This window comes from Serratia sp. TMDUHS_CL, assembly GCF_037137105.1.
Classification (GTDB): Bacteria; Pseudomonadota; Gammaproteobacteria; order Enterobacterales; family Enterobacteriaceae; genus Serratia; species Serratia nevei.
Window position 1 is genome coordinate 53,987 of the sequence record NZ_JBBBDV010000003.1, and the last position, 24,997, is coordinate 78,983.

Consider the following 24,997-nt stretch of genomic DNA (forward strand, 5'->3'; position numbering starts at 1 on the left):
TGGCGCAGGTGCGTTGACGATGTTAATAACTATTGATATTTCAATTGATTGAATGTGAACGGTTGCCCTGTTTATGGCAAACGTCGGCAGGAGGTTGGCCTGCCGACGGCGTGGTTCAGGGCTTTTTGAACAGCCGTTCGATTTGGTTCAGCATGTTGGTGGCGCTGTAGTAATCGAGACGGAAAGTGTCGTTGCCGACGGCGTAGACGTGCCGCTGTTCCACCGGCTCCAGATGTTTGAGGAACGGGTTGGTCAGCACCTCTTGCACTTTACGCTCGTTGGTGGCGAACAGGATCAGCGTCTTGCCGTTCAGGCCCTCGGCCATTTTTTCGCCGGAGATCTGGATGATGTCATGGCGTTTACCCATGCTGGCATTGCCTTTGGCGCTTTCCGGTGGGGTGGCCAGTTGGAAGCCGAGCTGGGTCAGCAGTTTGCCCTGGGCTGACCCCGGCGTCCACAGCATGGCCTCGCGGCCGTTGTCGGCATACACCAGCGGGGTGGTCGGCTGCGGCGGCAGCGCGATCGCCTGCTTCACTTGCTCCACGCGCTGTTCGAAACGATCTTCCGCCTGTTTGGCGCCGGCTTCATGGCCGGTGATCTCGCCGAGCTCGCTGGCCAGCTGTTGCCAGCTTTTGTCGCCATAATCGAGCACCAGCGTCGGCGCAATGGCGGACAGCTGATCATACAGTTTCAACGCCGAATCCCCGCCGGTTGCGGCGACGACGATCAAATCCGGCGCGGCGGCGGCGACGGCTTCGGCATTGGGCTCCACCTGATACAATCGTTCGACGTGGCGCTGTTTGGCTACCTCGCTCCACTGGGTAAAGAAGCCTTGTTTATCGGCCACCAGAGGGTTCGGGCTGGTGGCGCCGCTGGCGACCACCGGGGCGTCGATAGCCAGCAGCGTGCCGGTGATGGTGACGCTGGTGGACACGATGCGCTGCGGCGGTTTTTCCAGCGTGAACTTCCCTTTGGCGCTGTCGATGGTGCGCGGCCAACTGCTGTCGGCAGCGGGGGCGGACGGTTTCTGCCCGTCGCTCTTGTCGTCCGGGCCGCAGCCGCTGAGCAGCAGGCTGGAAGTGGCGATAAATGCAATGAACAGCTGGCGTAAGGATAGGGTCATGAGCGGGCTCTTTCTTTCCTTGAACTAAGGCGTATCAATCCGGCGGCGGATTGGCTGCGTGGTGGATGCCCGCTAATTTACCATTCAAGCCGCCAAAATGATAACCATTCGTATCTTAGCGTGTGGTGAATAGAGAGAATAAGAAGAAGGGGAAGTGAGTGCGACAGAAACGAAAAAAGCGCCAAAAGGCGCTTTTTCCTGAATGTGGGGGCGTGCAGGATTGATTCGGCCTGTGGCCTCACCCTGCGGGCAACGCTGCGCGTTGTCGTATCGCTGCGCGATGCTCGAACCTCTACGGCTATCCGCCTATTTCATAGCCGGCCCCTTCGGGCCAGCGCAAGCGCTGTTCAAAAGCATAAATGCTTTTGTCTTATCCTGCACGACTCGGTGAACTCTGTCGGCAAGAAGATGAAGTCGGGTTTAGGTGGCGCAGAAACGAAAAAAGCGCCAAAAGGCGCTTTTCTCTGAATTGGTGGGTCGTGCAGGATTCGAACCTGCGACCAATTGATTAAAAGTCAACTGCTCTACCAACTGAGCTAACGACCCGCAGAAGTGGTGGGTGATGACGGGCTCGAACCGCCGACCCCCTCCGTGTAAAGGAGATGCTCTACCAACTGAGCTAATCACCCACTTCAGGACTTCCAGGTACTGCTAAACGAGAGAATGATGGTGGGTGATGACGGGCTCGAACCGCCGACCCCCTCCGTGTAAAGGAGATGCTCTACCAACTGAGCTAATCACCCTCATTCGTTCTCATTTTTACTCAACAAGATGGTGGGCGATGACGGGCTCGAACCGCCGACCCCCTCCGTGTAAAGGAGATGCTCTACCAACTGAGCTAATCGCCCCGTCTTGTTGGAGTCGCATTATAGGGATAGTTCAAAGTGAGTCAACGGTTTTTAAAATGATTTCAATCGTTCGCCGCAAATTTAGGCAGGGCGCGATAATTATCGCCAACGGCGCCGATTCTTTGCGCAACGCTATGCGAAACTCGCCGCAAAACGCGCGAAATCGACCGGTGCAATATCGTGTCGGCGTTGAGGAATTAGCGCGTGGTGATACAATGTCGTCCACTCTTTTTTCAATTCCGAGCAATCGTCGGCAACCGCCGACACGCGTTGCGTAATAAGGCAGTGAACCCAATGAAAATCAAAACCCGTTTTGCACCAAGCCCGACCGGCTATCTTCACGTCGGCGGCGCGCGTACCGCACTTTACTCCTGGTTGTTCAGCCGCCATGCGGGCGGTGAGTTCGTTCTGCGTATCGAAGATACCGATCTGGAACGCTCCACCCAGGACGCGATCGACGCAATTATGGATGGCATGAACTGGTTGAACCTGGATTGGGATGAAGGCCCGTATTTCCAGACCAAGCGTTTCGATCGTTACAACGCGGTCATCGACGAGATGCTGGAGCAGGGCACGGCCTATAAATGCTATTGCTCCAAGGAACGTCTGGAAGCGCTGCGCGAGAAGCAGATGGAAAACGGCGAGAAGCCGCGTTACGACGGCCACTGCCGCGACAGCCAGTGCAGCCACACCGACGACGAGCCGCACGTGGTGCGCTTCCGCAACCCGCAGGAAGGCTCGGTGATCTTCGACGATAAAATTCGTGGCCCGATCGAATTCAGCAACCAGGAGTTGGACGATCTGATCATCCGCCGCACCGACGGTTCGCCAACTTATAACTTCTGCGTCGTCGTCGATGACTGGGACATGGAAATCACCCATGTGATCCGCGGCGAAGACCACATCAACAACACCCCGCGCCAGATCAACATTCTCAAAGCGCTGGGCGCGCCGGTGCCGGAATACGCGCACGTGTCGATGATCCTCGGCGACGACGGTAAAAAGCTGTCCAAGCGTCACGGCGCCGTCGGCGTTATGCAGTACCGCGACGACGGCTATCTGCCGCAGGCGCTGCTGAACTATCTGGTGCGCCTGGGCTGGTCCCACGGCGATCAGGAGATCTTCTCCATCGATGAGATGAAAGAGTTCTTCACGCTGGAAGCGATCAACAAATCCGCCAGCGCGTTCAACACCGAGAAGCTGCAGTGGCTGAACCACCACTACATCAACCATATGCCGGCGGAAGAAGTGGCGGTGCATCTGGCATGGCACGTTGAGCAACTGGGCATTGAAACCCGCAACGGCCCAGAGCTGAAAGACATCGTCAAGCTGCTGGGCGAGCGTTGCAAAACGCTGAAAGAGATGGCGGAGTCCTGCCGTTACTTCTACGAAGACTTCAGCGAGTTCGACGCCGACGCGGCCAAGAAACACCTGCGCCCGGTGGCGCGTCAGCCGCTGGAAGCGGTGCGCGCCAAGCTGGCTGCCATCACCGTCTGGACGCCGGAAAACGTGCACGACGCCATTCAGGGCACGGCGGATGAGCTGGGTGTCGGCATGGGTAAAGTCGGCATGCCGCTGCGCGTTGCGGTGACCGGCGCCGGCCAGTCGCCGGGCATGGACGTGACCGTGCATGCGATCGGCCAGAAGCGTTCGCTGCAGCGCATCGACATGGCGCTGGCTTACATCGCCGAGCGCGAAGCGCAAGCCTGATTCGCTGATACGCCATAAAGAAAAAGCCCCGTGGAGCGATCCCGGGGCTTTTTTCATGGCGATGCGTCAGGCTTGCTCGCTAGCCGGCAGCCCCGGGCGGTAGGCGAGGAAATACATCAGCCCGACAAAGCCGGCGCCTCCCAGCGCGTTGCCGAGAAATACCGCGACGAAATTGGGCAGATACTGCTCCCAGCCCATGCCGCCGGCAAAGATGGCCGCCGGGATGATGAACATATTCGCCACCACGTGCTGGAAGCCGATGGCGACAAAAGCCATGACCGGGAACCACATGCCGATCACTTTGCCCGGCACATCCTTGCTGGCGAAGGCTAACCATACCGCCAGGCACACCAGCCAGTTGCAGCCGACGCCAGAAATAAAGGCGTGCAGGAAGTCCGCATCCACTTTGGCCTGCGCGATCGCCAGCGTTTTATGCAAGAACGCACCTTCGGTCAGGCCCAGCAAATGACCGAAGAAGTAGGCGACGGCCAGGCTGCCGGCCAGGTTGGCCAGGGTGACCCAAAACCAGTTACGCAGCACGGCGATGGCGGGGATTTCGCGGGCAAACCAGGCCATCGGCAAGGTCATCATGTTGCCAGTCAGCAGTTCGCCACCGGCCAGAATGGTCAGGATCAAACCGATAGGAAAGACCGCGGCACCCAACAGGGCGCCGAAAGAGCCCCATTCGGCCGGCAGGGTGCCGATGACGTGAATATCCAGCAGAAAGCCGGTGGCGATAAAAGCGCCGGCGAGAAAGCCCAGAATCAACAGATTAGCGAGAGGGGCGCTGCTTTTGTTTACCCCGGCCTGAACGGCGAGGGCGGCGATTTCTTTTGGTGAATGCAAAGACATGACGGACTCGGTTTATAGTAATGAAGTTTGTGGCGCGGGCAGTCTATGCCGCTCGGGAGTCCGACTCAAGCGCATTTCACTAACATTCCGTTAATTAAAAATCAACGTGATATGCAGGGTCTTTTGCCATTTTGAGATGTAGCGCGCAAAATGGATAAACTCTGCACAAAGTGATGATTTTTTGGCGCCAAACATGCTGATTTGGCGGCTTTTTCAACGCTTGATTCAGGAATTCAATTTAGCCGTTGACAGCTTTGAGCGGGTTTCATATTATGCGCCCCGTTCACAGCACAAAGTGATTGTGGAACGGGGCTATAGCTCAGCTGGGAGAGCGCTTGCATGGCATGCAAGAGGTCGACGGTTCGATCCCGTCTAGCTCCACCAACCTTCTTCTCAGAGAGGTTGGGGAATACCGTAACGCCGGTCAACGCGTACCACTTTTGTGGGGCTATAGCTCAGCTGGGAGAGCGCTTGCATGGCATGCAAGAGGTCGACGGTTCGATCCCGTCTAGCTCCACCACCATTTAAAAAGCCGACCTTAGGGTCGGCTTTTTGCTTTGCGTTATTTCACCTTCGCCGAATGCAGGCCAACAAAAAAGGCGCCCGCAGGCGCCTTGTTATCGCAGTCGGTTCGAGGCTTAGCCCAGTACCAGACCCGCGATGGAAGCGGACAGGATGCTGACCAGCGTAGAGCCGTACACCAGCTTCAGGCCAAAGCGCGACACCACGTTGCCCTGGTGTTCGTTCAGGCCCTTGATCGCACCGGCCACGATGCCGATGGAGGAGAAGTTGGCGAAGGACACCAGGAACACCGACAGGATCCCCAGGCTGCGCGGCGACAGTTCGGCAGACACTTTCTGCAGCTCCATCATTGCCACGAACTCGTTGGAAACCAGCTTGGTGGCCATGATGCTGCCAACCTGCAGGGCTTCGTGTTTAGGAATCCCCATGATCCAGGCGAACGGATAGAAGAAGTAGCCGAGGATTTCCTGGAAGCTCAGGCCGAAGATGGCGCTGAACACACCGTTGAGCGCGGCGATCAGGGCGATGAAGCCGATCAGCATCGCGGCAACGATAATCGCTACTTTGAAGCCGGCCAGGATATACTCACCCAGCATTTCGAAGAAGCTCTGGCCTTCGTGCAGGTTGCCGAGGTGCAGCTCTTCTTCTTTATTGGTGTCGTACGGGTTGACCAGCGACAGCACGATAAAGGTACTGAACATGTTCAATACCAGCGCCGCCACCACGAACTTGGCGTCCAGCATGGTCATGTAAGCACCGACGATGGACATAGACACTGTAGACATCGCGGTCGCCGCCATGGTGTACATGCGCTTTTCCGACATCTTGCCCAGGATATCCTTGTAGGCGATGAAGTTTTCGGATTGGCCCAGGATCAGCGAGCTGACGGCGTTGAACGACTCCAGCTTGCCCATGCCGTTCACTTTCGACAGCACGGTACCGATAATACGGATGATGAACGGCAGCACCTTGATGTACTGCAGAATACCGATCAGCGCCGAAATGAAGACGATCGGGCACAGCACCTTCAGGAAGAAGAACGCCAGGCCTTTGTCGCCCATGCCGCCGAATACGAAATCAGTCCCTTGTCCCGCAAATCCGAGCAGTTTGTCAAACAGCGCGGCAAATCCTTTTACGAAGCCCAAACCCGCTTCCGAATGCAGGAAAAAGTAGGCCAGCAGTACTTCGATAACCAGTAGTTGAATAACATAGCGAATGCGGATGCTTTTACGATCGCGGCACACCAACAGGGCCAGGATCGCCACCACCACTATCGCCAACGCAAAGTGCGCAATATGGGACATGTTTGCTCCAAATTTGAGGCAGGCTGAATTTCGGCTGTCATTTTATGTAACGCTACGTTTAAAAACGAGACTTCTATTGCAAATATGGAAAATCATAGTGGGAGTTCTCCTAAAGTGTTGCGTAAAAGCATAAAAAATCAAGATGTTAAAGCAGCAATAGGAAATTCGTATTCTTGTGCTAACCTGTCTTTCAGGGGTATTGCAGCCCAAATCCCATCAGAAAAGCACGGAAATCGGCAAGCTCCGCGCTGAACCCTTCGATAAAACCGTTAATGTTGGCTATTACAGAGATAAGTTTTACCGCTCTAAATGCGCTTGATAATTATTATCATTTATATAGAGTGGAGATAAACGTAATTTCAGTAAGGGTTCAACATATGCTGAACAGTCGCGTGGTTGAAACCACCTCCGGGCGCTCCGCCAGAAAAATCAAACTCTCGCTGATGGGGCCCGCCTTCATCGCTGCTATCGGCTATATCGATCCCGGTAACTTCGCCACCAACATCCAGGCCGGCGCCTCGTTCGGCTACAGCCTGCTGTGGGTGGTGGTTTGGGCCAACGTGATGGCGATGCTGATCCAGCTGTTGTCCGCCAAGCTGGGCATCGCCACCGGGAAAAACCTGGCCGAGCATATTCGCGATCGTTTTCCGCGGCCGGCGGTGTGGGCCTATTGGGTACAGGCGGAGATCATCGCCATGGCGACCGATCTGGCCGAGTTTATCGGCGCGGCGATCGGCTTCAAGCTGCTGCTCGGCGTTTCCCTGTTGCAGGGCGCAGTGCTGACCGGCATCGCCACCTTTTTAATCTTGATGCTGCAAAAGCGCGGGCAAAAACCGCTGGAGCTGGTGATTGGCGGCCTGCTGCTGTTCGTCGCCGCCGCTTATATCGTCGAGCTGGCGTTCTCCCAGCCGCAGCTCGCGCCGCTGCTGAAGGGCATGGCGCTGCCCGATCTGCCTAACGGCGATGCGGTATTTCTGGCCGCCGGGGTATTGGGCGCCACCATCATGCCGCATGTGATCTACCTGCATTCGTCGCTCACCCAAATCGGCGGCGAGCACGACAAGGCGGAGCGCTATGCCGCCACCAAAGTCGATGTCGCCGTGGCCATGACCATTGCCGGTTTCGTTAACCTGGCGATGATGGCCACCGCCGCCGCCGCGTTTCATTTCAGCGGCCACAGCGGCATCGCCGATCTCGACGTGGCTTACCTGACGCTGCAACCGCTGCTCGGGCAAGCCGCTGCCACCGTGTTTGGCCTGAGCCTGGTGGCCGCCGGCCTCTCCTCTACCGTGGTGGGCACGCTGGCGGGGCAGGTGGTGATGCAAGGGTTCGTGCATTTCCATATCCCGCTGTGGCTGCGGCGCGCGGTGACCATGCTGCCGTCGTTTATCGTCATCATGCTGGGGATGGACGCGACGCGCATTCTGGTGCTGAGCCAGGTGCTGCTCAGCTTCGGCATTGCGCTGGCGCTGGTGCCGCTGCTGGCTTTCACCGGCAATCGGGCGCTGATGGGGGAGATGGTCAACGGCCCAGTGGTGCAAAACCTGGGTAAGCTGATCGTACTGGTGGTGGTGGGATTGAACGGCTATCTGCTGATCGGCAGCGTGCTGTAGGCAAAAAAAGCGCGGGCCGGCATGGTGCCGGCCCGTCGTCGTTAATCGCGGTCGTCATCGCCGTGGCGGCGCCAGCGATCGTGATCGTGATGGTGTTTTTTCTCTTTCTTCCAGTAATGCTTGTCGCAACGGCGGTCGCACTTGTAATAACGGCCATCGCGAGAGTAGTAGTATTTGCGCCAATAGTCGCGATCGCGCCAGCGATAGCCGTCCCAGTAATAGCCACGCGGGCTGCGGTCGCCGAGATAGCGGCCCTGATGGCCTTGCCACCAGTCACGATCGCGCCAGTCGTAACCGTCCCAGTAACGGCCGCGATTGTCCTGATCGCCGATGCGCAATGAAACGCCCGGCATCAGATCGATGCTGAGCCCTTCGGCGCGAGCCTGCTGTACGGCGGGCAACACCGTCGCCGCCAAGATAGCGGCCAAGAGCAGAGGTTTAAACATGACTTCTCCTTTCCGCTTGCGCGGCCTGGCCGTTAATCACTTTATGAAGCGCGTTCATCAGTTTAAAAAGCGGCCTTATCGTTATTTTTGCTGCAATATCGGCATCATAGCGCCGGCGCATAGGATTGAATCTGAGAGCCACTCTGAAAACGGCGCCGCAGGCCGAGATTTGAGATTTTTCTGGGGGATCGCCGCTCGGTGGAGCGGCGGTATTTGTAAGCGATTACAGTAGGATTTGTTCGATCTGAACGAGCTCTTCTTCACTGAAATGACGATTGGCCAGCATGCCTACCGCGTCTTCTATCTGCGCATTCTTGCTGGCGCCGATCAGCACCGAGGTGACGCGATCGCCGCGCAGCACCCAGGCCAGCGCCATTTGCGACAGCTTTTGCCCGCGTTGCCGCGCCAGCGCATCGAGGCGGCGCACTTTGTCCCGCCGTTCGGCGGTCAGTTGCTCCGGCTGCAGAAAGCGGCTGCCGCTGGCGGCGCGGGAATCTTGCGGGATGCCGTGCAGGTAGCGGTCGGTCAGCAGGCCGCCCGCCAGCGGCGAGAAGGCGATCGACCCGACGCCATGCTCTGCCAATGTATCCAGCAATCCCGCTTCCGGCGTGCGTTCCAACATCGAATACTTCGGCTGGTGGATCAGGCACGGCGTGCCGAGCCGCTGCAGAATGTCGAACGCCTGCCGCGCGCGTTCGGCCGGGTAGTTAGACAGGCCGACATACAGCGCTTTGCCCTGGCGCACCAGCAGATCCAGCGCCGCCATGGTTTCTTCCAGCGGCGTGTCCGGATCCGGCCGGTGGTGATAAAAGATATCCACATACTCCAGCCCCATGCGCTTCAGGCTCTGATCGAGGCTGGCGATCAGATACTTTTTCGAGCCCCAATCGCCGTAGGGGCCGGGCCACATGGTGTAACCGGCTTTGGACGAGACGATCAGCTCGTCGCGCCAGGCCCGCAGATCGGCGTTGAGTATGCGGCCAAAGTTCTCCTCGGCGGCGCCGGGCGGCGGGCCGTAGTTGTTGGCCAAATCGAAATGGGTAATGCCGCGATCGAAGGCGCAGCGGATCAGGCCGCGGGCGTTGTCGTACAGCGTGGCGTCGCCGAAGTTGTGCCACAGCCCGAGCGAGACGGCGGGCAGCTTCAACCCGCTGCGGCCGCAGCGCCGGTATTCCATATCTTGATAACGCGTAGGGGAGGCTTGGTAGGACATAGTTATCCTTGTCGGCGGGAGGTGAAGTGCTTTGAGTGTATACGCTTTCACACCGCGCTGCCGGGGGAGCGATCACAGCGCCGGCATGTAACGCCAGGTTGCCGATCGAGGCAGGCGCGTTTGTTCGAAATTTGAACGGCATCTTCGATACTTAAGATAATCGCTCCAGCTGCAGACAGGTGATGATCATGACTCAGACCTATACGGTGGCCGATTATCTGCTCGATCGTCTGGCCCAAATCGGCATCCGTCATTTCTTCGGCGTGCCGGGGGATTACAACCTGCAATTCCTCGATCACGTTCTCGCTCATCCGCAAATCACCTGGGTAGGCTGCGCCAACGAGCTGAACGCCGCCTATGCCGCCGACGGCTACGCTCGCTGCAAACCGGCGGCGGCGCTGCTCACCACCTTTGGCGTGGGGGAGCTGAGCGCGTTGAATGGGGTGGCCGGCAGCTACGCCGAATACCTGCCGGTGATCCACGTGGTCGGCACGCCGGCGCAGCGCGCCCAGCGCGCCGGTGATTTGCTGCACCATTCGCTGGGGGATGGCGACTTTACCCACTTCGCGCGGATAGCCAAAGAGGTGACCGTCGCGCAGGCCGACCTGACCGCCGACAACGCCGCCGTGGAGATAGACCGCCTGATCGGCGTCGCCTTGCTGGAACATCGCCCGGTTTACCTGATGTTGCCCAGCGACGTCGCACAAGCGCCGCTGTCGGCCAAACCGGCGCCGCTGATGCTGCGTCAGGCCAAACTGTCGCGCAGCGCATTGCAGGCATTTATCGCCGCAGCGCGCGAAAAGCTGCTGCCGGCGCGGCGGGTATCGCTGCTGGCGGACTTCCTGGCCGATCGCTTCGGCGCCGAAGCGGCGCTGGACGAGTGGCTGCAGGCGGTCGACATTCCGCACGCTACGCTGCTGCTCGGCAAAGGCGTGCTGGATGAGAACCGAGCCGGGTTTGTCGGGACCTACTGCGGCGGCGCCAGCGATCCGGCGGTGAAACAGCTTATCGAAAACGCCGATGTGGTGATCAACGTCGGCGTGCGTTTGACCGACACCATTACCGCCGGTTTCACGCATCATTTGCCGGTGGAAAAATGCATCGACATTCAACCGTTCGAAGCCTGGGTCGGGCGGCAGCGCTTTAGCCGCATTCCGATGCGCGAGGCGGTGCAGGCGCTGCACCACCTGAGCCTGTCGCTGGCGTCACGCTGGCCGTTGCCGCCGATCGTCCGCCCGACGCTGCCGGAAACCGATGGGGAAGGGCTGGATCAGCACGCCTTCTGGCGGCAGATACAGGATTTCCTGCGGCCCGGGGATGTCGTGCTGGCCGATCAGGGCACTGCCTGTTTCGGCGCGGCGGCGTTGACGTTGCCGCGTGGCTGCCGCCTGATCGTGCAGGCGCTCTGGGGATCGATCGGCTATACCCTGCCGGCGACGTTCGGCGTACAGACCGCTGAACCGCAGCGGCGGGCAATATTGCTGATCGGCGACGGCGCTGCGCAGCTGACCGTACAGGAACTGGGATCGATGCTGCGCGACGGGCTTAAGCCGGTGATCTTCGTGCTGAATAATCAGGGTTACACGATCGAGCGTGCGATCCACGGGCCGGAGCAACGTTACAACGACATCGCGCGCTGGAACTGGACGCAGCTGCCGCCGGCGCTAGCCGGCGAGCGGCCGGTGAAGGCGTTGCGGGTCAGCGATCCGGACGGATTGCGCCAGGCGCTGCGCGAGGTAGCGGACGACGATCGGCTGGCCTTCATCGAAGTGATGCTGCCGAAGATGGACATGCCGGAACTGCTCGATACCGTCTCACGCGCCATTCAGGCACGCAACGCCGCCGCTTAAGGCAGGGTATCGCCCAGCAGGCGATCCAGCATCCAGAACCCCGCCGGGCCCGGCGGGGTCAGTTTGGACCAGACCGCATCCACCGAAATCAGTTTTGGCCAGCCGCGCGGCCGCAGCTGGGTGAGTTTGCCGTGGCCGTATTGTTGCACCAGCCAGTGCGGCAGTACCGCCCAACCGAACCCCTGTTCCGCCATCTCCAGCAACAGCAGATAGCTGGGCGCCGACCAGACCAGGCCACCCTGTCTGGCCGCTTCGGCGCCGGTGTAGGTATTCAGGATCAGCTGGCGGATGCTGGACAGCTGCTCCGGCGTTGGCGCGGCGACCTGGGCCAGCGGGTGCTGATGGGCGACGAACAGCCCCATTTCGGTCTGTTCAGGCAGCCGGGAGAAGGCGATATCCGGTGGATAACTTTTTTGCACTTCCACCATGCCCAAGTGCGCGCGGCCGCTTTGCAGCAGATCGATAACGTCGCCTTCTTCGGCGATCATCCATTCCAGCTCAATCTCCGGGTAGCGCTGTTCGAACAGCTGCATCAACCGATCGTGATGCTTGGGCTGGTAGGTATCGGAAAACACCATGCTCAGGCGCGGTTCAACCTCGCCCGCCAGCTGAATGCTCAGGGCGTCGAGCCGTTCGCTGGCCGCGAGGATCGCCTGCACATGCCCCAGTACCTTGCGGCCGGCGGCGGTGAGCACCGGCTGGCGCGCGCTGCGATCGAACAGCGTCAGCGCCAGATCGGCCTCCAGATTGGCGATGGCAGTGCTGACGGTGGATTGGCTTTTGCGCAGCTTGCGCGCGGCGGCGGAAAACGAGCCGAGGGCGGCGGCTTCGACAAACGCATGCAGCGCTTCCGGAGAATAGTGCATAACCTATCTACTTTATCGATGGAATCTATTTTTAACCTACCCGAAAAAGCGATGATAATCACCTGGCTTTCGCAACAACTGTTGAAAAAAGGTGATGTATGCAACTGCAAAACAAGTCTCTCATTGAACGTATCGTCCACGCCGTCGGTTTCGAGGCCATCGCCGTGATGGTTTGCGCCCCGCTGGGCGCGTGGCTGCTGAACCGCTCAATGGTGCAGGTCGGTGCGTTGGCGGTGATGCTCTCCACCGTCGCGATGCTGTGGAACATGGTTTACAACACGGTGTTCGACCGCCTGTGGCCGGTCAGCCGGGTGGTGCGTAACCTGAAAGTGCGTGCGCTGCACGCCGTCGGCTTTGAAGCCGGTTTTATCCTGATCGGCGTGCCGATCGCCGCCTGGATGCTGAGCATCTCCTGGGCGCAGGCGTTTATGCTGGAAATCGGTTTCTTCCTGTTCTTCCTGCCGTACACCATGGCCTATAACTGGCTGTACGACACGCTGCGCCAGCGCTGGTTCGAAGCGCGCCAGCCGATCAATTCCGGCGCCAAATAAGGCGTCGTCAGCCCGGCGATTCTCAAGTAAGGTCAGAGGATCGTCGGAAATGCTGAGGAACGAATGATGAAAGTGTTGGGCTTGCTGGGTGGCATGAGCTGGGAATCCACCATTCCTTATTACCGCACTATTAACGAGCAGGTAAAGGCACGCCTCGGCGGGCTGCATTCGGCCAAAATCGTGCTCTACAGCGTCGATTTTCAGGAGGTTGAACGCTTGCAGCACCAGGGCGATTGGGACGGTGCCGGCAGGCTGCTGGCCGCCGCCGCAGTGGCTTTGCGCGCCGCTGGCGCCGAAGCTATCGTGATCTGCACCAACACCATGCACAAGGTGGCGGAGGCGGTCGAGCAGGCCAGCGGCCTGCCGCTGATTCACATCGCCGATGCCACGGCGCTGCAGGTGCGGGAAAAAAACATTCGCCGCGTCGGGCTGCTGGGCACGCGCTTTACCATGGAGCAGACCTTCTATCGCGGCCGCCTGCAGGAATTGCACGGCATCGACGTGGTGACGCCGGTCAGCGCCGATCGCGACATCGTACACCGCATCATCTATGACGAACTGTGCCTGGGTAAAATTCGCGACGCCTCGCGCGACGAGTATCGCCGGATCATCAGCGATCTGGAGCAGCAGGGCGCGCAGGGGATTATTTTCGGCTGCACCGAAATAGGTTTGCTGGTGAGCGAGCGTGATGCGTCGGTGCCGGTGTTCGACACCACCGCGATCCACGCCCGCGCCGCCGCGGCGTTCGCGTTGGCCTAATCGTCGTGCGGCGGCTGCCGGCGATTCACCAGCATCAGCGGTTTGCCCGCCAGCGCCAGCCAGGCGGGCAGCATCACGATGCACAGCACCGGCAGCAGGTGCAGATCCGGCACCACCGCCACCGCCATGAACAGGCTGAGCCAGCCGTCGCGCGTGACCACCAGCACCAGCCCCATGATGGCGCAGGAGACGGTGATCGCCGCCGGCACTGCGGGAACGTGCTGATGCAGCATCAGCCCCAGCGCCACGCCGACGAACACTGCCGGGAAGATACGCCCACCGCGAAAGCCGCTGGCGGCGGCGATCACCAGCGCCGCCAGCTTGGTCAGGGTAATGGTCAACAGCGCCGGCACCGAATAGCCGTCGTCTTGCGCGAGGCGCTTCATTTCATCCAGCCCTTTGAACAGGGTAATCTCTCCGCCCACCAGCGCCAGCAGGCCCAGCACAAAGCCCCCCAGCCCTAACATCAACACCGGATTTTTCATCGAATGGAACAGGCGGTGAACGTGCGGGAAGCACCACAGCGCCACCATGCCGAGCGCGATGGCGATCAGCGCCACGATGGCGCCGCTGAAGATGTCCGGCAGCCGAGTTACATCGTAGGCGTCGAGCTGCAGGGCGAAATTGGGCACGAAGAACATCTGGGTGGTGACCGCGCCGGCGGCGGCGGCAACCAGCGGGGCGAACAGCCGATCCCACAGCGGCGTTTCGTTATTGCCCGCCAGGGTTTGCGAGAAGATCAGCGCGGCGGCGACCGGCGTGCCGAACATCGCGCCGATGGTGCCCGCAGCCGCCAGGATGATCCAGTCCATGCGCGGCACCTTCGGCAGCAGGCGCGCTCCGGCGGCCGCTACCAGCGCGATATTGATGGCGGTGATCGGGTTCTCCGGCCCCAGGCTGACGCCGCCGGCCAGGCCGACGATCAGCGCTAACCCCAGTCCCGGCAGGGCGGAGAGCGGCAGGGGCATGCCGATCAACGATTCCGTCGCCGGGTCCGGCCCGGCGTGGCCCGGCATATAGCGCACGATAAGGCCGACCGCCACGCCGGTCAGCGTCAGCATCGCGACCGGCCACCAGGGCGACTGGGCGTCCAGGCTCAGCGCACCGGGCAGCGTCACCCACAGTAATTGCTGCAGTGCGGCGGCAATTTTCATCACCAACAGCAGCACCAGACTGGAAGCGGAACCGATAATCAGCGCAGGCAAAGCAAAAGCCAACATGGCATTGGCGCGCGGATGCAGCATGGATAATCCCTTGTCGATGCCTCCCGGCAGGGCAGGGAGAGCGGGTGGTTGAGCAGTGGCCACAGCTTGCCAGACTATCGGCGCGTAGGCACGCATTGATATTGCCCGGCGTCGATGACGGTTAACAGTCGCCGGGGAGCGTTTTTTGCCGCAATTTGTTTCAAAACGCGGCGCCGCAGGCCAGCTGAAACGTTTTTTGTGATCCGGATCGCTATTGGGGTGCAGATCCGAGGCGGGTGATTGTTGTTTTTGCAGCAGGATTTTACAGTGTGGGCAGCTTTTTATTTTTCATTTTGCGGAGACGAAATCAATGACCTATGCCCTCGTAGGTGATGTTGGCGGCACCAATGCCCGCCTGGCGTTGTGCACTGTTGCGACGGGTGAGATTACCCAGGCGAAAACCTATTCCGGCCTGGAGTTCGACAGCCTGGAGGCGGTGATCCGCCAATACCTGAAAGCGTGCGATATCGAGGTGCAGGACGCCTGTATCGCGATCGCCTGCCCGGTGACCGAAGACTGGGTGGCGATGACCAACCACAGCTGGGCGTTCTCGATCAAAGAAATGAAGGCCAGCCTGGGGCTGAGCCATCTGGAAGTGATCAACGATTTCACTGCCGTCTCGATGGCGATCCCGATGCTCTCGCCGGACGACGTGCTGCAGTTTGGCGGCGGCGATGCGCAGCCGGGCAAACCGATCGCGGTGTATGGCGCCGGCACCGGGCTGGGCGTTGCCCACCTGGTGCACGTCGATCGCCGTTGGGTCAGCCTGCCGGGCGAGGGCGGCCATGTCGATTTCGCGCCGAACAGCGAAGAAGAGGACATCATTCTGGAGGTGCTGCGCGCGGAAGTGGGGCATGTTTCCGCCGAGCGCGTGCTGTCCGGGCCGGGCCTGGTCAATCTGTATCGCGCCATCGTCAAGGCGGACAACCGCCTGCCGGAGAAATGGGAACCGAAGGACATCACCGAGCGGGCGCTGGCAGACAGCTGCATCGACTGCCGCCGCGCGCTGTCGCTGTTTTGCGTGATCATGGGGCGCTTCGGTGGCAATTTGGCGCTGAATCTGGGCACCTTCGGCGGCGTGTACATCGCCGGCGGCATCGTGCCGCGCTTTATGGAATTCTTCAAGGCCTCTGGCTTCCGCGCCGCCTTTGAAGACAAGGGGCGCTTCCGCGACTATGTGCGCGAAATCCCGGTGTTCATGATAACGCACGGCCAGCCGGGCCTGCTGGGTGCCGGCGCGCATCTGCGCCAGACGCTGGGCATGCACCTGTAAGCTCAGGGGCGGGGCAATAAAAAAGGGGCGCAACCCACAGGTTGCGCCCCTTGTCGTTTTCACGGGGTATCAGGCTTTGGCCAGCTCCGCCGTTTGGGTGGTTTCTGCCGTTTCCGCTTCCACCGCCTTCGGCGCTTTGATGAACAGCGTAATCAGCAGAGAGGCGGCGGACAGAACGCCAATCACCATGAAGGTGGCGTGGAAGCCGCCGAAGTATTTGGCGACGAACGAACCGGCCAGCGCGCCCAGGCCGAAGCCCTGGTAGATGATGCCGTAGTTTTTGCTGTGGTTCTTCAGGCCGAAGAAGTCGCCGACAATCGCCGGGAACACGGTGATGTTGCCGCCGAAACAGAAGGCTACCGCGCCGACGCAGATAAAGAACAGCGTGTGGTTCAGGGTCATGAAGCTCAGCGCGACAATCGCCAGCACGGTAACCAGCATGGTGAAGCTGATGACGCGCATACGGCCAACTTTATCGGACAGCGTACCCAGGATGATGCGGCCGGCGGTGTTGAAGATGGCGACGGCGGACACGGTGTTGGCGGCGGTGGCCAAATCCATCCCGGCCAGTTGAACGCCCATGTCTTTCACGATGCCGATGAGGTACAGACCGCTCATGCAGGCAGCGAAGAAGATGGTGAACAGCAGGTAGGCTTCTTTGGTGGCCAACATCTGGCGCACGCTGAAGTCGTTGCCCAGACCGTTGGCGCCTTGCTGCGCGGCGTTGGTCGCCAGCACCGGCTCTTTCAGCAGCAGGGAACCGACGACGATCAGGCCCATCACGATGGCGCCCCAGTAGAAGAAGGCACCGGAAACGCCGACGTCGGCGATCAGGGCGGCGTTGACGTATTTGAACAGCAGGCTGCCGCTGCCGAAGGCGCCGACGGAGATGCCGGAAATCAGGCCTTTGTTGGCCGGGAACCACTTAATCAGGTTGGACAGGGTGGAGATGTAGGCGATACCGACCGCAAAGCCCACCACCACGCCGGCCAGCAGGTAGATCATGTCGAGCGAGCTGACGTGAGCGCTGGCGATAAGGCCCAGGCCGACCAGGATGCCGGAACACAGCGTCAGGTTGCGGATGCCGAAGCGTTCTTGCAGCTTGCCGGCGAACAGCGTGGCGAAGGCCAGGAAGAAGCTGGTGATGGAGAAGGTGGTGGCGACGTCCGCCAGTCCCCAATGGAACTTGTCGACCAGCGGCTGGTTGAACAGGCTCCAGGTGTAGATGGTGCCCAGGCCCATCTGACAGATGATGGTGCCGAGAACGATTAAGCTGCGATTTGCCGGTTTGGTGTTCATGGCCGGTCTCCTTCCTGTGTGTGCGTTGCCGGGCGTGAGCCGTTGGCTGAAATTTGCGGGGTGAAGCTGGGTTCCCGCGGTATGGGCTTATTATATGGCCGGCCCCCCCGGCGGGCGGCGGATCGGGAATGAGTTGCACGGCGGAAGGAATGAAATGCATGTTATGCGGCGTGAGTTGCCGTTTTTGCACCGAAAAGCGCGTGAAATGCCGTGGGTGGCACGTGATCTACATCAAAGATATCAACGATTTATTGTTAACTGCCGGTGAACGATTGTGGTGAAATTGTGAAGGATGCGTCTGAAAGGCGTAAATCGGCATTGCACCTATAGAGCGGCGATGAGCGCGGGACTATGTTATCTGCGATCGGACGAGGTCCGCTCTGCAGGAGTCCATGAAATGAAAAAAACGCTGTTGTTACTGGCCGCGCTGCTGGCGCTGCCGCTGGCGAGCCAGGCCGACGTGTCCATCGGCGTGAACGTGCCGGGCCTGTCGTTGCATATCGGCGATCGCGATAATCGCGGCCACTACTGGGACGGCTATCGCTGGCGCGATCCGCGCTGGTGGGCCGATCACCACCGGTATGAACGCCCGCGCGGGTACTATTATGGCCCGCCGCCACGGGTGATTTACTACGGGCCGCCGCCGCGCGACTGGCGCGACCGGCCGCATTACCGCATGCCGCCACCGCCGCCGCCCGGCTATTACTACCGTCCGGGCCCGCGCTGGTAAGCGCTTACAGGCGCATCAGCTGGCGAAACTCTTTCACCTTGCTGCGGCTGACCGGCACTTCAAACTCAAGATCGCTCAGCCGCAGAATGTAGGTATTGTTGAACCAGGGCACGATCTCGCGGATCTTCGCCAGGTTAACGCAGTAAGAGCGGTGGCAGCGGAAGAAATGCGCTTCCGGCAGCCGGCCGTAAAACTCGGTGATGTTCATCGGCATCACGAACTCTTCCCGGCGGGTATAGACCCGCGTCACCTTTTCATCGGCGGCGGCGTAGTAGATGTCGTTGATGTCGGTAACGATGATCCGCTCGTCTTTGATCAGGTTGATGCTGTGGCTGCCGCGGCTCGGCGCGCTGGTCGGTTCCGCCCCACCGGCGGGGCGCTGATGCAGCGCCTCCAGCTTTTGCAGCATGGTGACGATGCGCGCCTCGTGATAGGGCTTGAGGATGTAGTCGAACGCCTCGATCTCGAACGCTTCCACCGCGTGCTCTTTATAGGCGGTGATGAACACGATCGACGGGCGATGCGCGAACTTGCTGATGTTTTGCGCCAGCAGCACGCCGTCCAGCGAGGGGATGTTGATGTCGAGGAAAATGGCGTCGACCTGGTGGGTTTGCAGGTATTTCAGGACGTCGAGGCCGTCCTCGAAGCTGGCGACGATATCGATATTGCTGTGTTTTTTGATCAGGTAGCTGAGTTCTTCCTGCGCGAGGAATTCGTCTTCCACGATGATGGCTTTCATGAGGCCTCCCCGACCGGCGGCGCGCTCGCTTCCTGATGCAGCTTGCCGCCGTTTTTGCTGATGTAGAACGCGATTTCGGTGCCTGGCTCCAGGCGGCGAATATGCAGCCCTTCACCGTACAGCAGCGACACGCGGTGGTGCACGTTGAGCAGGCCAATATTGTGGCCCGGCATCTCGTTGCGCGCCACCCGATCGATGGTTTCCTGATTGATGCCGTGGCCGGTATCCTTCACCGAAATCTTCACCCGATCGCCTTGATCTTTCACCGCGATCACCACCACCCCTTTACCCTTGCAGGGCTGGATGCCGTGCACGATGGCGTTCTCCACCAGCGGCTGGATCAGCAGGCTCGGAATGCGCACCGAGACGTCGTCGTCGATGTCGTAAATCACCGTCAGCTTGGCGCCGAAGCGCGCCTGTTCGATGGCGATATAGTCCTGAATCTGATGCAGCTCCTTGCGGATATCGATCAGTTCGTCGTTCAGCTCCAGGTTGTAGCGCAGGTAGCGCGACAGGTTAATGATCAGTTGGCGCGCGGTGTCCGGATTCAGGCGGATAGAGGAAGAGATGGCGTTCAGCGCGTTGAACAGGAAGTGCGGGTTAATCTTGCTCTGCAGCGCACGCATTTCGGCCTTGTCCGCCATCTGGCGCAGGTGCTCGATGCGGGACACTTCCATCTGCGTGGAGATGATTTGCGACAGCCCGACCGCCATCACCTTCAGCGTGTTGGTGATCTGGTGAGCGTGGCAGTAGTAGATTTTCAACGCGCCGGTCACTTCGCCTTTTTCCCACAGCGGCACCACCAGCTGCGAATGGATCTGCGGCGCCGCCGGGTTTTCCAGGTTGTTCTTGATGATGATCTTGCCGTGGCGAATGCTTTCGCGGGTGACGCGGCTCAGCCCTTCGCGGCCGATCGGGTAGGCTTCGCGCCCTACGCCGACGTAGGCCAGCACCTGATGGGTATCGGTGATCGCTACCGCATCGGCGCGGATGTCCTGGCGGATGATATCGCAGATGGTGGCCAGCGATTCGCTGTTGATGTTGCGGAAATAGGGCAGCGTCTTGTGGGCGATATCCAGCGCCAGCTTGGCCTGGCGCGCGGCGATCACCTCTTTTTCATCCTCGACGCTCTGCACCAGCAGCACGATCAGGCCGATGCACACCGTGCCGAGGATCATCGGCAGGGCAATCTGCGACACGATGTCCAACCCAAGCTCGGTCGGCTTGGCCCACAGCACGATTAGCAGCATGGTGAGGGATTCGCACAGCATGCCGCCGACGATGCCGGCGCGCCAGCGCTGCTCTTTTTTCACCTTGAGGTTGATGTAGCCGGCGCTGATGCCGGCGATGATGCTGGTGATAAGACAAGGCACCGACGTGATGCCGCCGATATCGATCAGATAGCGGTGTACCCCGGCGACGATGCCGGTGACGATCCCCACCCAGGGGCCGAACAGGATGCCGCCGGCCATAATGGCGATGACGCGCACGTTAACCAGCGATCCTTCGACGTTGATGCCGGAGTAGGTGCTGAACAGCGCGAACAGCGAGAAGATCGCCGTGACGATGCCGAGCTCGAGCGGCGTATGGTCTTCTTTTTGCAGCAGTTGGCGGAACAGCCGGGTGCGGGTCAGGAAAAACAGACAGATCAACATCAGCGCGGCGCGATCAAACACCGCCAACAGCATTTCAAAAAAAGGGTGCACGACGGGTTCTCGCTGCGGCCTACGGATGGCGGCAGTATACCACAGCGAAAGGGGCCCGTGGCGCGCGCCACGGGCGGGGGGATCAGCCCATGCCGAGCTGCGTTTTGCCCAGCGGCGTCAGCAGGTCGGCGGTGGCGCGGCCGTCGAAATCCACCTCGAAATCGTCGGGGGCGAAGTCCGGCGGCGTTCTGCCGTCGATAAAGCTCGGCAGCTGGCGCTGCAGATAGGCGTCGTTTTTCTCGCAGCCCGGCGCGGCGGCGATGTACATCACGTTGCTGTCGAATTCGCCGTTATGCTCGTTCTCCACCGCGTGGATCACGTCGCAGTGCCAAAAGACCGTGTCGCCCGGCTCCAGATCGGGAATAGGGGAAATCCCACTTAATAAAAGGGGATGCCACTTTTCCGAGATCGACAGCGCGCGGCCCGGCGCCGCATCGCACAGATCGTCGTCGGCGACGTCGTCCTGCAGTGCGCGCAGCAGCACATAGGCCATGGCGTTGGCGATCGGCACCAGGTTCAGCGTGCCGGCGTTGGTGCGCTGCGGCGTCAGCGCCGTCCAGCCCTGGAAGGTACGGAACATCGAGCAGACCGCCGGGGAGGCTATCTCGCGCACCTCGGTGCGGCCGTCGGCGGCGAAGGGGTCGTACTGCTGCCAGTCGCCGGAGAAAACGTGGCGATACACATAGCGGAAGTTTTCGTCCAGCCAGCGCTCGATGGTGCCGCTGTCGACGTGCGGCGACAGGCCCAGCGACGAGGAGTTCGGCGGGCGGCGGCGGGTGCGATCGGCGTAAGTGGCGACGCGGGTCGGATCGAAATGTTGTTTGCCGTTGCTCTCGGTGGCCCACAGGCTGTTGAGGAACACCTGCACCGCATGCATACGCGCATCCTGCCGCGCCTCGACCTGCGGTTTCGACCAATAGATGCCGTAGATCTGCGGTTTGCTGGCGGCCAGCTTGCCGAAATAGTTGTCTTCGGCGGCGTTTTTCAACCGCTCGACGAAGTTGTTGCGCTCAAGGTAGTCGCCGATTTCCCGGTTCCAGCCCTCGGCCTTGGCGCGGGGAAACACGCCGCGAATGGCGCAGGCGCCGCGCTGTTTGATCAGCGCTATCTGCTGCTCGCTGACGCGCTGCTGCAGGATATCTTCCGCGTCGATCTGCGGCACCGGATTGTGGCCGGCGGCCAGCTCGCGGCGGATCTGTTCGACCTGGCCGCGGATGTTCTCTTCCAGCGCCAGAAACACGTCGCGGTAGTTCGGCAATGCCTGGCGCAGCTGGCGTTTGACGTTAACGATCGTTTGCGGAATATCGTCGATGACTAAAGAGGCCATGGTGTTCTCCTCGTGCCGCATGAGTGACTGCGGCGAGCGGTTGTAGGGAATCGGGCAAGACGTTATGGTTTTGTGGTTTTAACGTGAATGATTATCGGCAACCCATCGGGGAAAATAAAGAGATATCTTTCATTCGTAAGTTCCTCTTTTTCGTTTTTCGGAGATTTTATGAAGCTGGTCACTGAACGTCTGAGCTTGCAGTCGATAACCGCCGAGGATTGGCCGCTGTTTTTGCGCCTGTACCAAGATCCCGAGGTGATCCGTTACATCTCCGATCCGCGCAGCGAAGCGGAGATCCGCGCCCGGTTCGAGGAGCGGCTGCCGGCCTGGGACAAACACGGCGAGCAGTGGCTGTGCCTGGTGATGCGTGAGAAGCACAGCGCAGAGGCGGTGGGCATTACCGGTTTTCGCCCGCAGTGGGTGCCGTATCGGCAGGCGGAAGTGGGATACGGGAGTTTGCCTGCCGGGCAGGGCAAGGGCTATGGCAAGGAGTCGCTGCGGGCGGTGCTGGATTTTGCGGTGAACGCCTGCGGCTTTCACAAGCTGACCGCCACCGTGACCGCGGGCAACCTCGCTTCGCGCGGCCTGCTGGAATCGTGCGGCTTTCAGCTGGAAGGCACGCTGCGCGACAACTACCGTCTGGCGGGGCAGTGGTGCGACGACTGGCTTTTCGGGCTGCTGGCGGCGGAGTTTCAGGGCGGCAAATAAAAATATCGCGCCGGGTATCGACAAGCTCGTCGGCGCTGCGCTATGTTCGATATTCGGTCAGTTCGCTGGCCTGCGTCGCTCGGACGGTCCGGGCGCTAACGTCTATCGAGGAATCCCCTATGGCTGATAACAGTCCACAGCGCCGTTTCACGCGCATTGAACGCCTTCCCCCTTACGTATTCAACATCACCGCCGAACTGAAGATGGCCGCACGCCGTCGCGGCGAGGATATTATCGACTTCAGCATGGGTAACCCCGACGGCCCGACGCCGCCGCACATCGTGGAAAAACTGTGCGCCGTCGCCCAGCGCGACGACACCCATGGTTACTCTACCTCGCGCGGCATTCCGCGCCTGCGCCGCGCCATTTCGCGCTGGTATGCCGATCGTTATCAGGTGGATATCGATCCGGAAAGCGAAGCCATCGTCACTATCGGTTCGAAAGAGGGGCTGGCGCATCTGATGCTGGCGACCCTCGATCACGGCGATACCGTGCTGGTGCCGAACCCCAGCTACCCGATCCACATTTACGGCGCGGTGATCGCCGGCGCCCAGGTGCGTTCGGTGCCGCTGGTGGACGGCGTGGATTTCTTCGGTGAGCTGGAGCGCGCCATTCGGGAAACCATCCCGCGTCCGAAAATGATGATCCTCGGCTTCCCGTCCAACCCGACCGCACAGTGCGTGGAGCTGGATTTCTTCGAGCGAGTGGTGGCGCTGGCCAAGCAGTACAACGTGCTGGTGATCCACGATCTGGCCTATGCCGATATCGTCTATGACGGCTGGAAAGCGCCGTCGATCATGCAGGTGCCGGGGGCGAAAGACATTGCGGTGGAGTTCTTCACCCTGTCGAAAAGCTACAACATGGCCGGCTGGCGCATCGGTTTCATGGTCGGTAACCCTGAACTGGTCAGCGCGCTGGCGCGCATCAAGAGTTATCACGATTACGGCACCTTTACGCCGCTGCAGGTGGCGGCCATCGCCGCGCTGGAAGGCGATCAGCAGTGCGTGCGCGATATCGCCGAGCAGTATCGGCAGCGCCGCAACGTGTTGGTGAAGGGGCTGCACGAGGCCGGCTGGATGGTGGAAAATCCGAAGGCGTCGATGTACGTGTGGGCGAAAATTCCCGAGCCTTATGCCCACCTCGGTTCGCTGGAGTTCGCCAAACGCCTGCTGGCAGAGGCCAAGGTCTGCGTCTCGCCGGGCATCGGCTTCGGCGACTACGGCGATACCCACGTGCGCTTCGCGCTGATCGAGAATCAGGACCGTATCCGCCAGGCGGTGCGCGGCATCAAGGCGATGTTCCGCGCGGACGGGTTGCTGAAGCCGGGCAAGGCCGGCAGCGCCAAATAATGCTGTCAGGCCGGGCGTTCGCCCGGCCTTATTTTTTCCGTCCCAAGGTTTTCTTCATCATTTCCCCATTATGCTCATCTACGCTGAATTTTATTTTTTGGATAGAGTGTATGAGCAACCGCTACGCGCGATCGCAAATCGTTTTACATTGGCTGACGCTGCTGATGGTGATCCTCACCTATGCGGCGATGTTGCTGAAAGATTCAGTGCCGGAGGCGTGGGTGCCGATGGTCAAAAATCTGCACTTTAATTTTGGGGCTTCGATCTTTGCCCTGATGCTGATTCGGTTGGCGGTGCGTTCTTTCCACACGCCGCCGCCGACCACGCCACCGCTGGAAGAATGGCAGGAGGTTGGTGCCAAGATCTTCCATTGGCTGCTGTACGTGGTTTTCCTGATGTTGCCGCTGCTGGGCATGTTAACCCTGGCCTACGGCGGGAAATCGTGGTCTTTGCTGGGCTGGCCGGTGCCGCAGTGGGTGATGCCGGATCCGGTGATGCGCAAGCTGGTCAAAACGGTTCATGAGACGCTGGCAAACATCGGCTACTTTATCATTGGCGCACATGCGCTGGCGGCGCTGTATCATCACTACCTGCGCAAAGACGACACCCTGCGCCGCATGATGCCGGGCAAATGATCGCAAGCCGAAACGACAAAGGGACGCTTGTGCGTCCCTTTGGCTGTGTTCCTGGTCTGGCTGCTTGTCAGGCAACCATCAACATGAAGGTGCCAACCCAGGCAACCAGCATGAATGACACGCCCATCAAAAAATATTTCACTGAACAACTCCTGTCTGGAGTCCTCGCCAGCAATGATCCCGATTGTTGTGCTGAGTATTTTATGGGCAACCTGCCTGTCGGGTGGGTTCTTCCAAGCGAAAGAACAACGGCCCCACGTACGGGTTGTCCGGTTGTCGCGCCTCATGCTCCGTGAGGTAAAATCCGAACCGCGACAGGATCGGCGCTAA

The 24,997-nt window shown here is 60.1% G+C and carries 22 protein-coding genes and 6 tRNA genes; 12 read left to right on the forward strand and 16 right to left on the reverse strand.

What is annotated here, in order from left to right; translation table 11 throughout:
• Positions 1-115: 115 nt before the first annotated feature.
• The 5 genes from fepB to WCL58_RS07355 form a co-directional block, all read right to left on the reverse strand.
• A complete protein-coding gene (gene fepB / locus WCL58_RS07335; protein WP_060419877.1) occupies positions 116-1,123 on the reverse strand; it encodes a Fe2+-enterobactin ABC transporter substrate-binding protein in 1,008 nt (335 codons plus the stop codon).
• 470 nt (positions 1,124-1,593) lie between these two features.
• Positions 1,594-1,669 (reverse strand) — tRNA-Lys (locus WCL58_RS07340).
• Between the two features lie 7 nt (positions 1,670-1,676).
• Positions 1,677-1,752: transfer RNA gene (locus WCL58_RS07345), tRNA-Val, on the reverse strand.
• A gap of 38 nt (positions 1,753-1,790) precedes the next feature.
• Positions 1,791-1,866: transfer RNA gene (locus tag WCL58_RS07350), tRNA-Val, on the reverse strand.
• A gap of 29 nt (positions 1,867-1,895) precedes the next feature.
• Positions 1,896-1,971 (reverse strand) — tRNA-Val (locus tag WCL58_RS07355).
• Positions 1,972-2,265: 294 nt separating this feature from the next.
• Between WCL58_RS07355 and gltX the strand changes: the two genes are divergently transcribed.
• On the forward strand, positions 2,266-3,681 hold the full coding sequence (gene gltX, locus WCL58_RS07360; RefSeq protein WP_033643946.1) for a glutamate--tRNA ligase: 1,416 nt from the start codon (positions 2,266-2,268) through the stop codon (positions 3,679-3,681).
• A 66-nt stretch (positions 3,682-3,747) separates the two neighbouring features.
• Here gltX and WCL58_RS07365 read toward each other — a convergent pair whose 3' ends face one another.
• A complete protein-coding gene (locus WCL58_RS07365) occupies positions 3,748-4,533 on the reverse strand; it encodes a formate/nitrite transporter family protein (protein ID WP_336850799.1) in 786 nt (261 codons plus the stop codon).
• Between the two features lie 308 nt (positions 4,534-4,841).
• On the opposite strand from WCL58_RS07365, the gene WCL58_RS07370 reads away from it, so the two are divergent.
• A tRNA-Ala gene (locus tag WCL58_RS07370) sits at positions 4,842-4,917 on the forward strand.
• A gap of 60 nt (positions 4,918-4,977) precedes the next feature.
• Positions 4,978-5,053, forward strand: a tRNA-Ala gene (locus tag WCL58_RS07375).
• 118 nt (positions 5,054-5,171) lie between these two features.
• Here the strand turns inward: WCL58_RS07375 and WCL58_RS07380 are convergent.
• Positions 5,172-6,359, reverse strand: a complete 1,188-nt coding sequence (locus WCL58_RS07380; RefSeq protein ID WP_004936373.1) for a NupC/NupG family nucleoside CNT transporter — start codon at positions 6,357-6,359, stop codon at positions 5,172-5,174.
• 377 nt (positions 6,360-6,736) lie between these two features.
• On the opposite strand from WCL58_RS07380, the gene WCL58_RS07385 reads away from it, so the two are divergent.
• A complete protein-coding gene (locus tag WCL58_RS07385; protein ID WP_033635427.1) occupies positions 6,737-7,972 on the forward strand; it encodes an Nramp family divalent metal transporter in 1,236 nt (411 codons plus the stop codon).
• A gap of 41 nt (positions 7,973-8,013) precedes the next feature.
• On the opposite strand, the gene WCL58_RS07390 is transcribed toward WCL58_RS07385, so the two are convergent.
• Positions 8,014-8,418 carry a DUF2502 domain-containing protein gene (locus WCL58_RS07390; RefSeq protein ID WP_100396454.1) on the reverse strand — a complete coding sequence of 135 codons (405 nt, stop codon included), beginning with the start codon at positions 8,416-8,418 and terminating at the stop codon, positions 8,014-8,016.
• Positions 8,419-8,641: 223 nt separating this feature from the next.
• On the reverse strand, positions 8,642-9,631 hold the full coding sequence (gene mgrA / locus WCL58_RS07395) for an L-glyceraldehyde 3-phosphate reductase (protein ID WP_336850801.1): 990 nt from the start codon (positions 9,629-9,631) through the stop codon (positions 8,642-8,644).
• 188 nt (positions 9,632-9,819) lie between these two features.
• Between mgrA and WCL58_RS07400 the strand changes: the two genes are divergently transcribed.
• Positions 9,820-11,481, forward strand: coding sequence for an alpha-keto acid decarboxylase family protein (locus tag WCL58_RS07400; RefSeq protein ID WP_336850802.1), 1,662 nt, complete (start codon positions 9,820-9,822; stop codon positions 11,479-11,481).
• Here WCL58_RS07400 and WCL58_RS07405 read toward each other — a convergent pair.
• Entirely contained in the window at positions 11,478-12,347 is an 870-nt protein-coding gene (locus WCL58_RS07405) for a LysR family transcriptional regulator (RefSeq protein ID WP_060419900.1), read from the reverse strand. The genes WCL58_RS07400 and WCL58_RS07405 overlap by 4 nt on opposite strands.
• 98 nt (positions 12,348-12,445) lie before the next feature.
• Between WCL58_RS07405 and WCL58_RS07410 the strand changes: the two genes are divergently transcribed.
• Together WCL58_RS07410 and WCL58_RS07415 are read left to right on the forward strand one after the other, a co-directional pair.
• Positions 12,446-12,898, forward strand: a complete 453-nt coding sequence (locus WCL58_RS07410) for a multidrug/biocide efflux PACE transporter (protein WP_016926809.1) — start codon at positions 12,446-12,448, stop codon at positions 12,896-12,898.
• A 66-nt stretch (positions 12,899-12,964) separates the two neighbouring features.
• Entirely contained in the window at positions 12,965-13,657 is a 693-nt protein-coding gene (locus tag WCL58_RS07415) for an aspartate/glutamate racemase family protein (protein ID WP_019453821.1), read from the forward strand.
• On the opposite strand, the gene WCL58_RS07420 is transcribed toward WCL58_RS07415, so the two are convergent.
• Entirely contained in the window at positions 13,654-14,901 is a 1,248-nt protein-coding gene (locus WCL58_RS07420; protein WP_060439294.1) for an ion channel protein, read from the reverse strand. The two genes, WCL58_RS07415 and WCL58_RS07420, sit on opposite strands and share 4 nt — an antisense overlap.
• Positions 14,902-15,211: 310 nt before the next feature.
• Between WCL58_RS07420 and glk the strand changes: the two genes are divergently transcribed.
• Positions 15,212-16,174: a glucokinase gene (gene glk / locus WCL58_RS07425; protein ID WP_060419908.1), complete on the forward strand. Its 963-nt coding sequence runs from the start codon at positions 15,212-15,214 to the stop codon at positions 16,172-16,174.
• Positions 16,175-16,243: 69 nt separating this feature from the next.
• On the opposite strand, the gene WCL58_RS07430 is transcribed toward glk, so the two are convergent.
• The gene (locus WCL58_RS07430) at positions 16,244-17,473 is read right to left on the reverse strand and encodes an L-lactate MFS transporter (RefSeq protein ID WP_033635420.1); all 1,230 of its coding nucleotides are present in this window, start codon (positions 17,471-17,473) and stop codon (positions 16,244-16,246) included.
• A 397-nt stretch (positions 17,474-17,870) separates the two neighbouring features.
• Here WCL58_RS07430 and WCL58_RS07435 point away from each other — a divergent pair, with 397 nt between their 5' ends.
• Positions 17,871-18,203, forward strand: coding sequence for a DUF2502 domain-containing protein (locus tag WCL58_RS07435; RefSeq protein ID WP_019453817.1), 333 nt, complete (start codon positions 17,871-17,873; stop codon positions 18,201-18,203).
• A gap of 4 nt (positions 18,204-18,207) precedes the next feature.
• On the opposite strand, the gene WCL58_RS07440 is transcribed toward WCL58_RS07435, so the two are convergent.
• From WCL58_RS07440 to WCL58_RS07450, 3 genes are all read right to left on the reverse strand, one after another.
• A complete protein-coding gene (locus tag WCL58_RS07440; protein WP_060419911.1) occupies positions 18,208-18,942 on the reverse strand; it encodes a LytR/AlgR family response regulator transcription factor in 735 nt (244 codons plus the stop codon).
• Positions 18,939-20,630 carry a sensor histidine kinase gene (locus tag WCL58_RS07445; RefSeq protein WP_060419914.1) on the reverse strand — a complete coding sequence of 564 codons (1,692 nt, stop codon included), beginning with the start codon at positions 20,628-20,630 and terminating at the stop codon, positions 18,939-18,941. Before WCL58_RS07445 ends, WCL58_RS07440 begins: the two co-directional genes overlap by 4 nt.
• A 100-nt stretch (positions 20,631-20,730) precedes the next feature.
• Positions 20,731-21,975, reverse strand: a complete 1,245-nt coding sequence (locus WCL58_RS07450; RefSeq protein WP_060419917.1) for a DUF1479 domain-containing protein — start codon at positions 21,973-21,975, stop codon at positions 20,731-20,733.
• A gap of 168 nt (positions 21,976-22,143) precedes the next feature.
• Here WCL58_RS07450 and WCL58_RS07455 point away from each other — a divergent pair, with 168 nt between their 5' ends.
• From WCL58_RS07455 to WCL58_RS07465, 3 genes are all read left to right on the forward strand, one after another.
• Positions 22,144-22,683, forward strand: coding sequence for a GNAT family N-acetyltransferase (locus tag WCL58_RS07455; RefSeq protein WP_060419919.1), 540 nt, complete (start codon positions 22,144-22,146; stop codon positions 22,681-22,683).
• 119 nt (positions 22,684-22,802) lie between these two features.
• Positions 22,803-24,032 carry an alanine transaminase gene (gene alaC, locus WCL58_RS07460; RefSeq protein WP_016926818.1) on the forward strand — a complete coding sequence of 410 codons (1,230 nt, stop codon included), beginning with the start codon at positions 22,803-22,805 and terminating at the stop codon, positions 24,030-24,032.
• A gap of 110 nt (positions 24,033-24,142) precedes the next feature.
• Positions 24,143-24,667, forward strand: a complete 525-nt coding sequence (locus WCL58_RS07465; protein WP_336850803.1) for a cytochrome b — start codon at positions 24,143-24,145, stop codon at positions 24,665-24,667.
• A 67-nt stretch (positions 24,668-24,734) separates the two neighbouring features.
• Here WCL58_RS07465 and ypdK read toward each other — a convergent pair whose 3' ends face one another.
• Positions 24,735-24,809: a membrane protein YpdK gene (gene ypdK / locus WCL58_RS07470; protein ID WP_099782600.1), complete on the reverse strand. Its 75-nt coding sequence runs from the start codon at positions 24,807-24,809 to the stop codon at positions 24,735-24,737.
• Positions 24,810-24,997: the final 188 nt, after the last annotated feature.

Bases quoted from the DNA above. Each gene is read 5' to 3' on its own strand.
- mgrA (WP_336850801.1), bottom strand. From the start codon at position 9,631: ATGTCCTACCAAGCCTCCCCTACGCGTTATCAAGATATGGAATACCGG.
- WCL58_RS07445 (WP_060419914.1), bottom strand. From the start codon at position 20,630: ATGCTGTTGGCGGTGTTTGATCGCGCCGCGCTGATGTTGATCTGTCTG.
- WCL58_RS07405 (WP_060419900.1), bottom strand. From the start codon at position 12,347: ATGCACTATTCTCCGGAAGCGCTGCATGCGTTTGTCGAAGCCGCCGCC.
- WCL58_RS07455 (WP_060419919.1), top strand. From the start codon at position 22,144: ATGAAGCTGGTCACTGAACGTCTGAGCTTGCAGTCGATAACCGCCGAG.
- WCL58_RS07435 (WP_019453817.1), top strand. From the start codon at position 17,871: ATGAAAAAAACGCTGTTGTTACTGGCCGCGCTGCTGGCGCTGCCGCTG.
- WCL58_RS07415 (WP_019453821.1), top strand. From the start codon at position 12,965: ATGAAAGTGTTGGGCTTGCTGGGTGGCATGAGCTGGGAATCCACCATT.
- WCL58_RS07440 (WP_060419911.1), bottom strand. From the start codon at position 18,942: ATGAAAGCCATCATCGTGGAAGACGAATTCCTCGCGCAGGAAGAACTC.
- WCL58_RS07410 (WP_016926809.1), top strand. From the start codon at position 12,446: ATGCAACTGCAAAACAAGTCTCTCATTGAACGTATCGTCCACGCCGTC.
- WCL58_RS07365 (WP_336850799.1), bottom strand. From the start codon at position 4,533: ATGTCTTTGCATTCACCAAAAGAAATCGCCGCCCTCGCCGTTCAGGCC.
- WCL58_RS07390 (WP_100396454.1), bottom strand. From the start codon at position 8,418: ATGTTTAAACCTCTGCTCTTGGCCGCTATCTTGGCGGCGACGGTGTTG.
- glk (WP_060419908.1), top strand. From the start codon at position 15,212: ATGACCTATGCCCTCGTAGGTGATGTTGGCGGCACCAATGCCCGCCTG.
- WCL58_RS07450 (WP_060419917.1), bottom strand. From the start codon at position 21,975: ATGGCCTCTTTAGTCATCGACGATATTCCGCAAACGATCGTTAACGTC.
- fepB (WP_060419877.1), bottom strand. From the start codon at position 1,123: ATGACCCTATCCTTACGCCAGCTGTTCATTGCATTTATCGCCACTTCC.
- WCL58_RS07430 (WP_033635420.1), bottom strand. From the start codon at position 17,473: ATGAACACCAAACCGGCAAATCGCAGCTTAATCGTTCTCGGCACCATC.
- WCL58_RS07380 (WP_004936373.1), bottom strand. From the start codon at position 6,359: ATGTCCCATATTGCGCACTTTGCGTTGGCGATAGTGGTGGTGGCGATC.
- WCL58_RS07465 (WP_336850803.1), top strand. From the start codon at position 24,143: ATGAGCAACCGCTACGCGCGATCGCAAATCGTTTTACATTGGCTGACG.
- gltX (WP_033643946.1), top strand. From the start codon at position 2,266: ATGAAAATCAAAACCCGTTTTGCACCAAGCCCGACCGGCTATCTTCAC.
- WCL58_RS07385 (WP_033635427.1), top strand. From the start codon at position 6,737: ATGCTGAACAGTCGCGTGGTTGAAACCACCTCCGGGCGCTCCGCCAGA.
- alaC (WP_016926818.1), top strand. From the start codon at position 22,803: ATGGCTGATAACAGTCCACAGCGCCGTTTCACGCGCATTGAACGCCTT.
- WCL58_RS07400 (WP_336850802.1), top strand. From the start codon at position 9,820: ATGACTCAGACCTATACGGTGGCCGATTATCTGCTCGATCGTCTGGCC.
- WCL58_RS07420 (WP_060439294.1), bottom strand. From the start codon at position 14,901: ATGCTGCATCCGCGCGCCAATGCCATGTTGGCTTTTGCTTTGCCTGCG.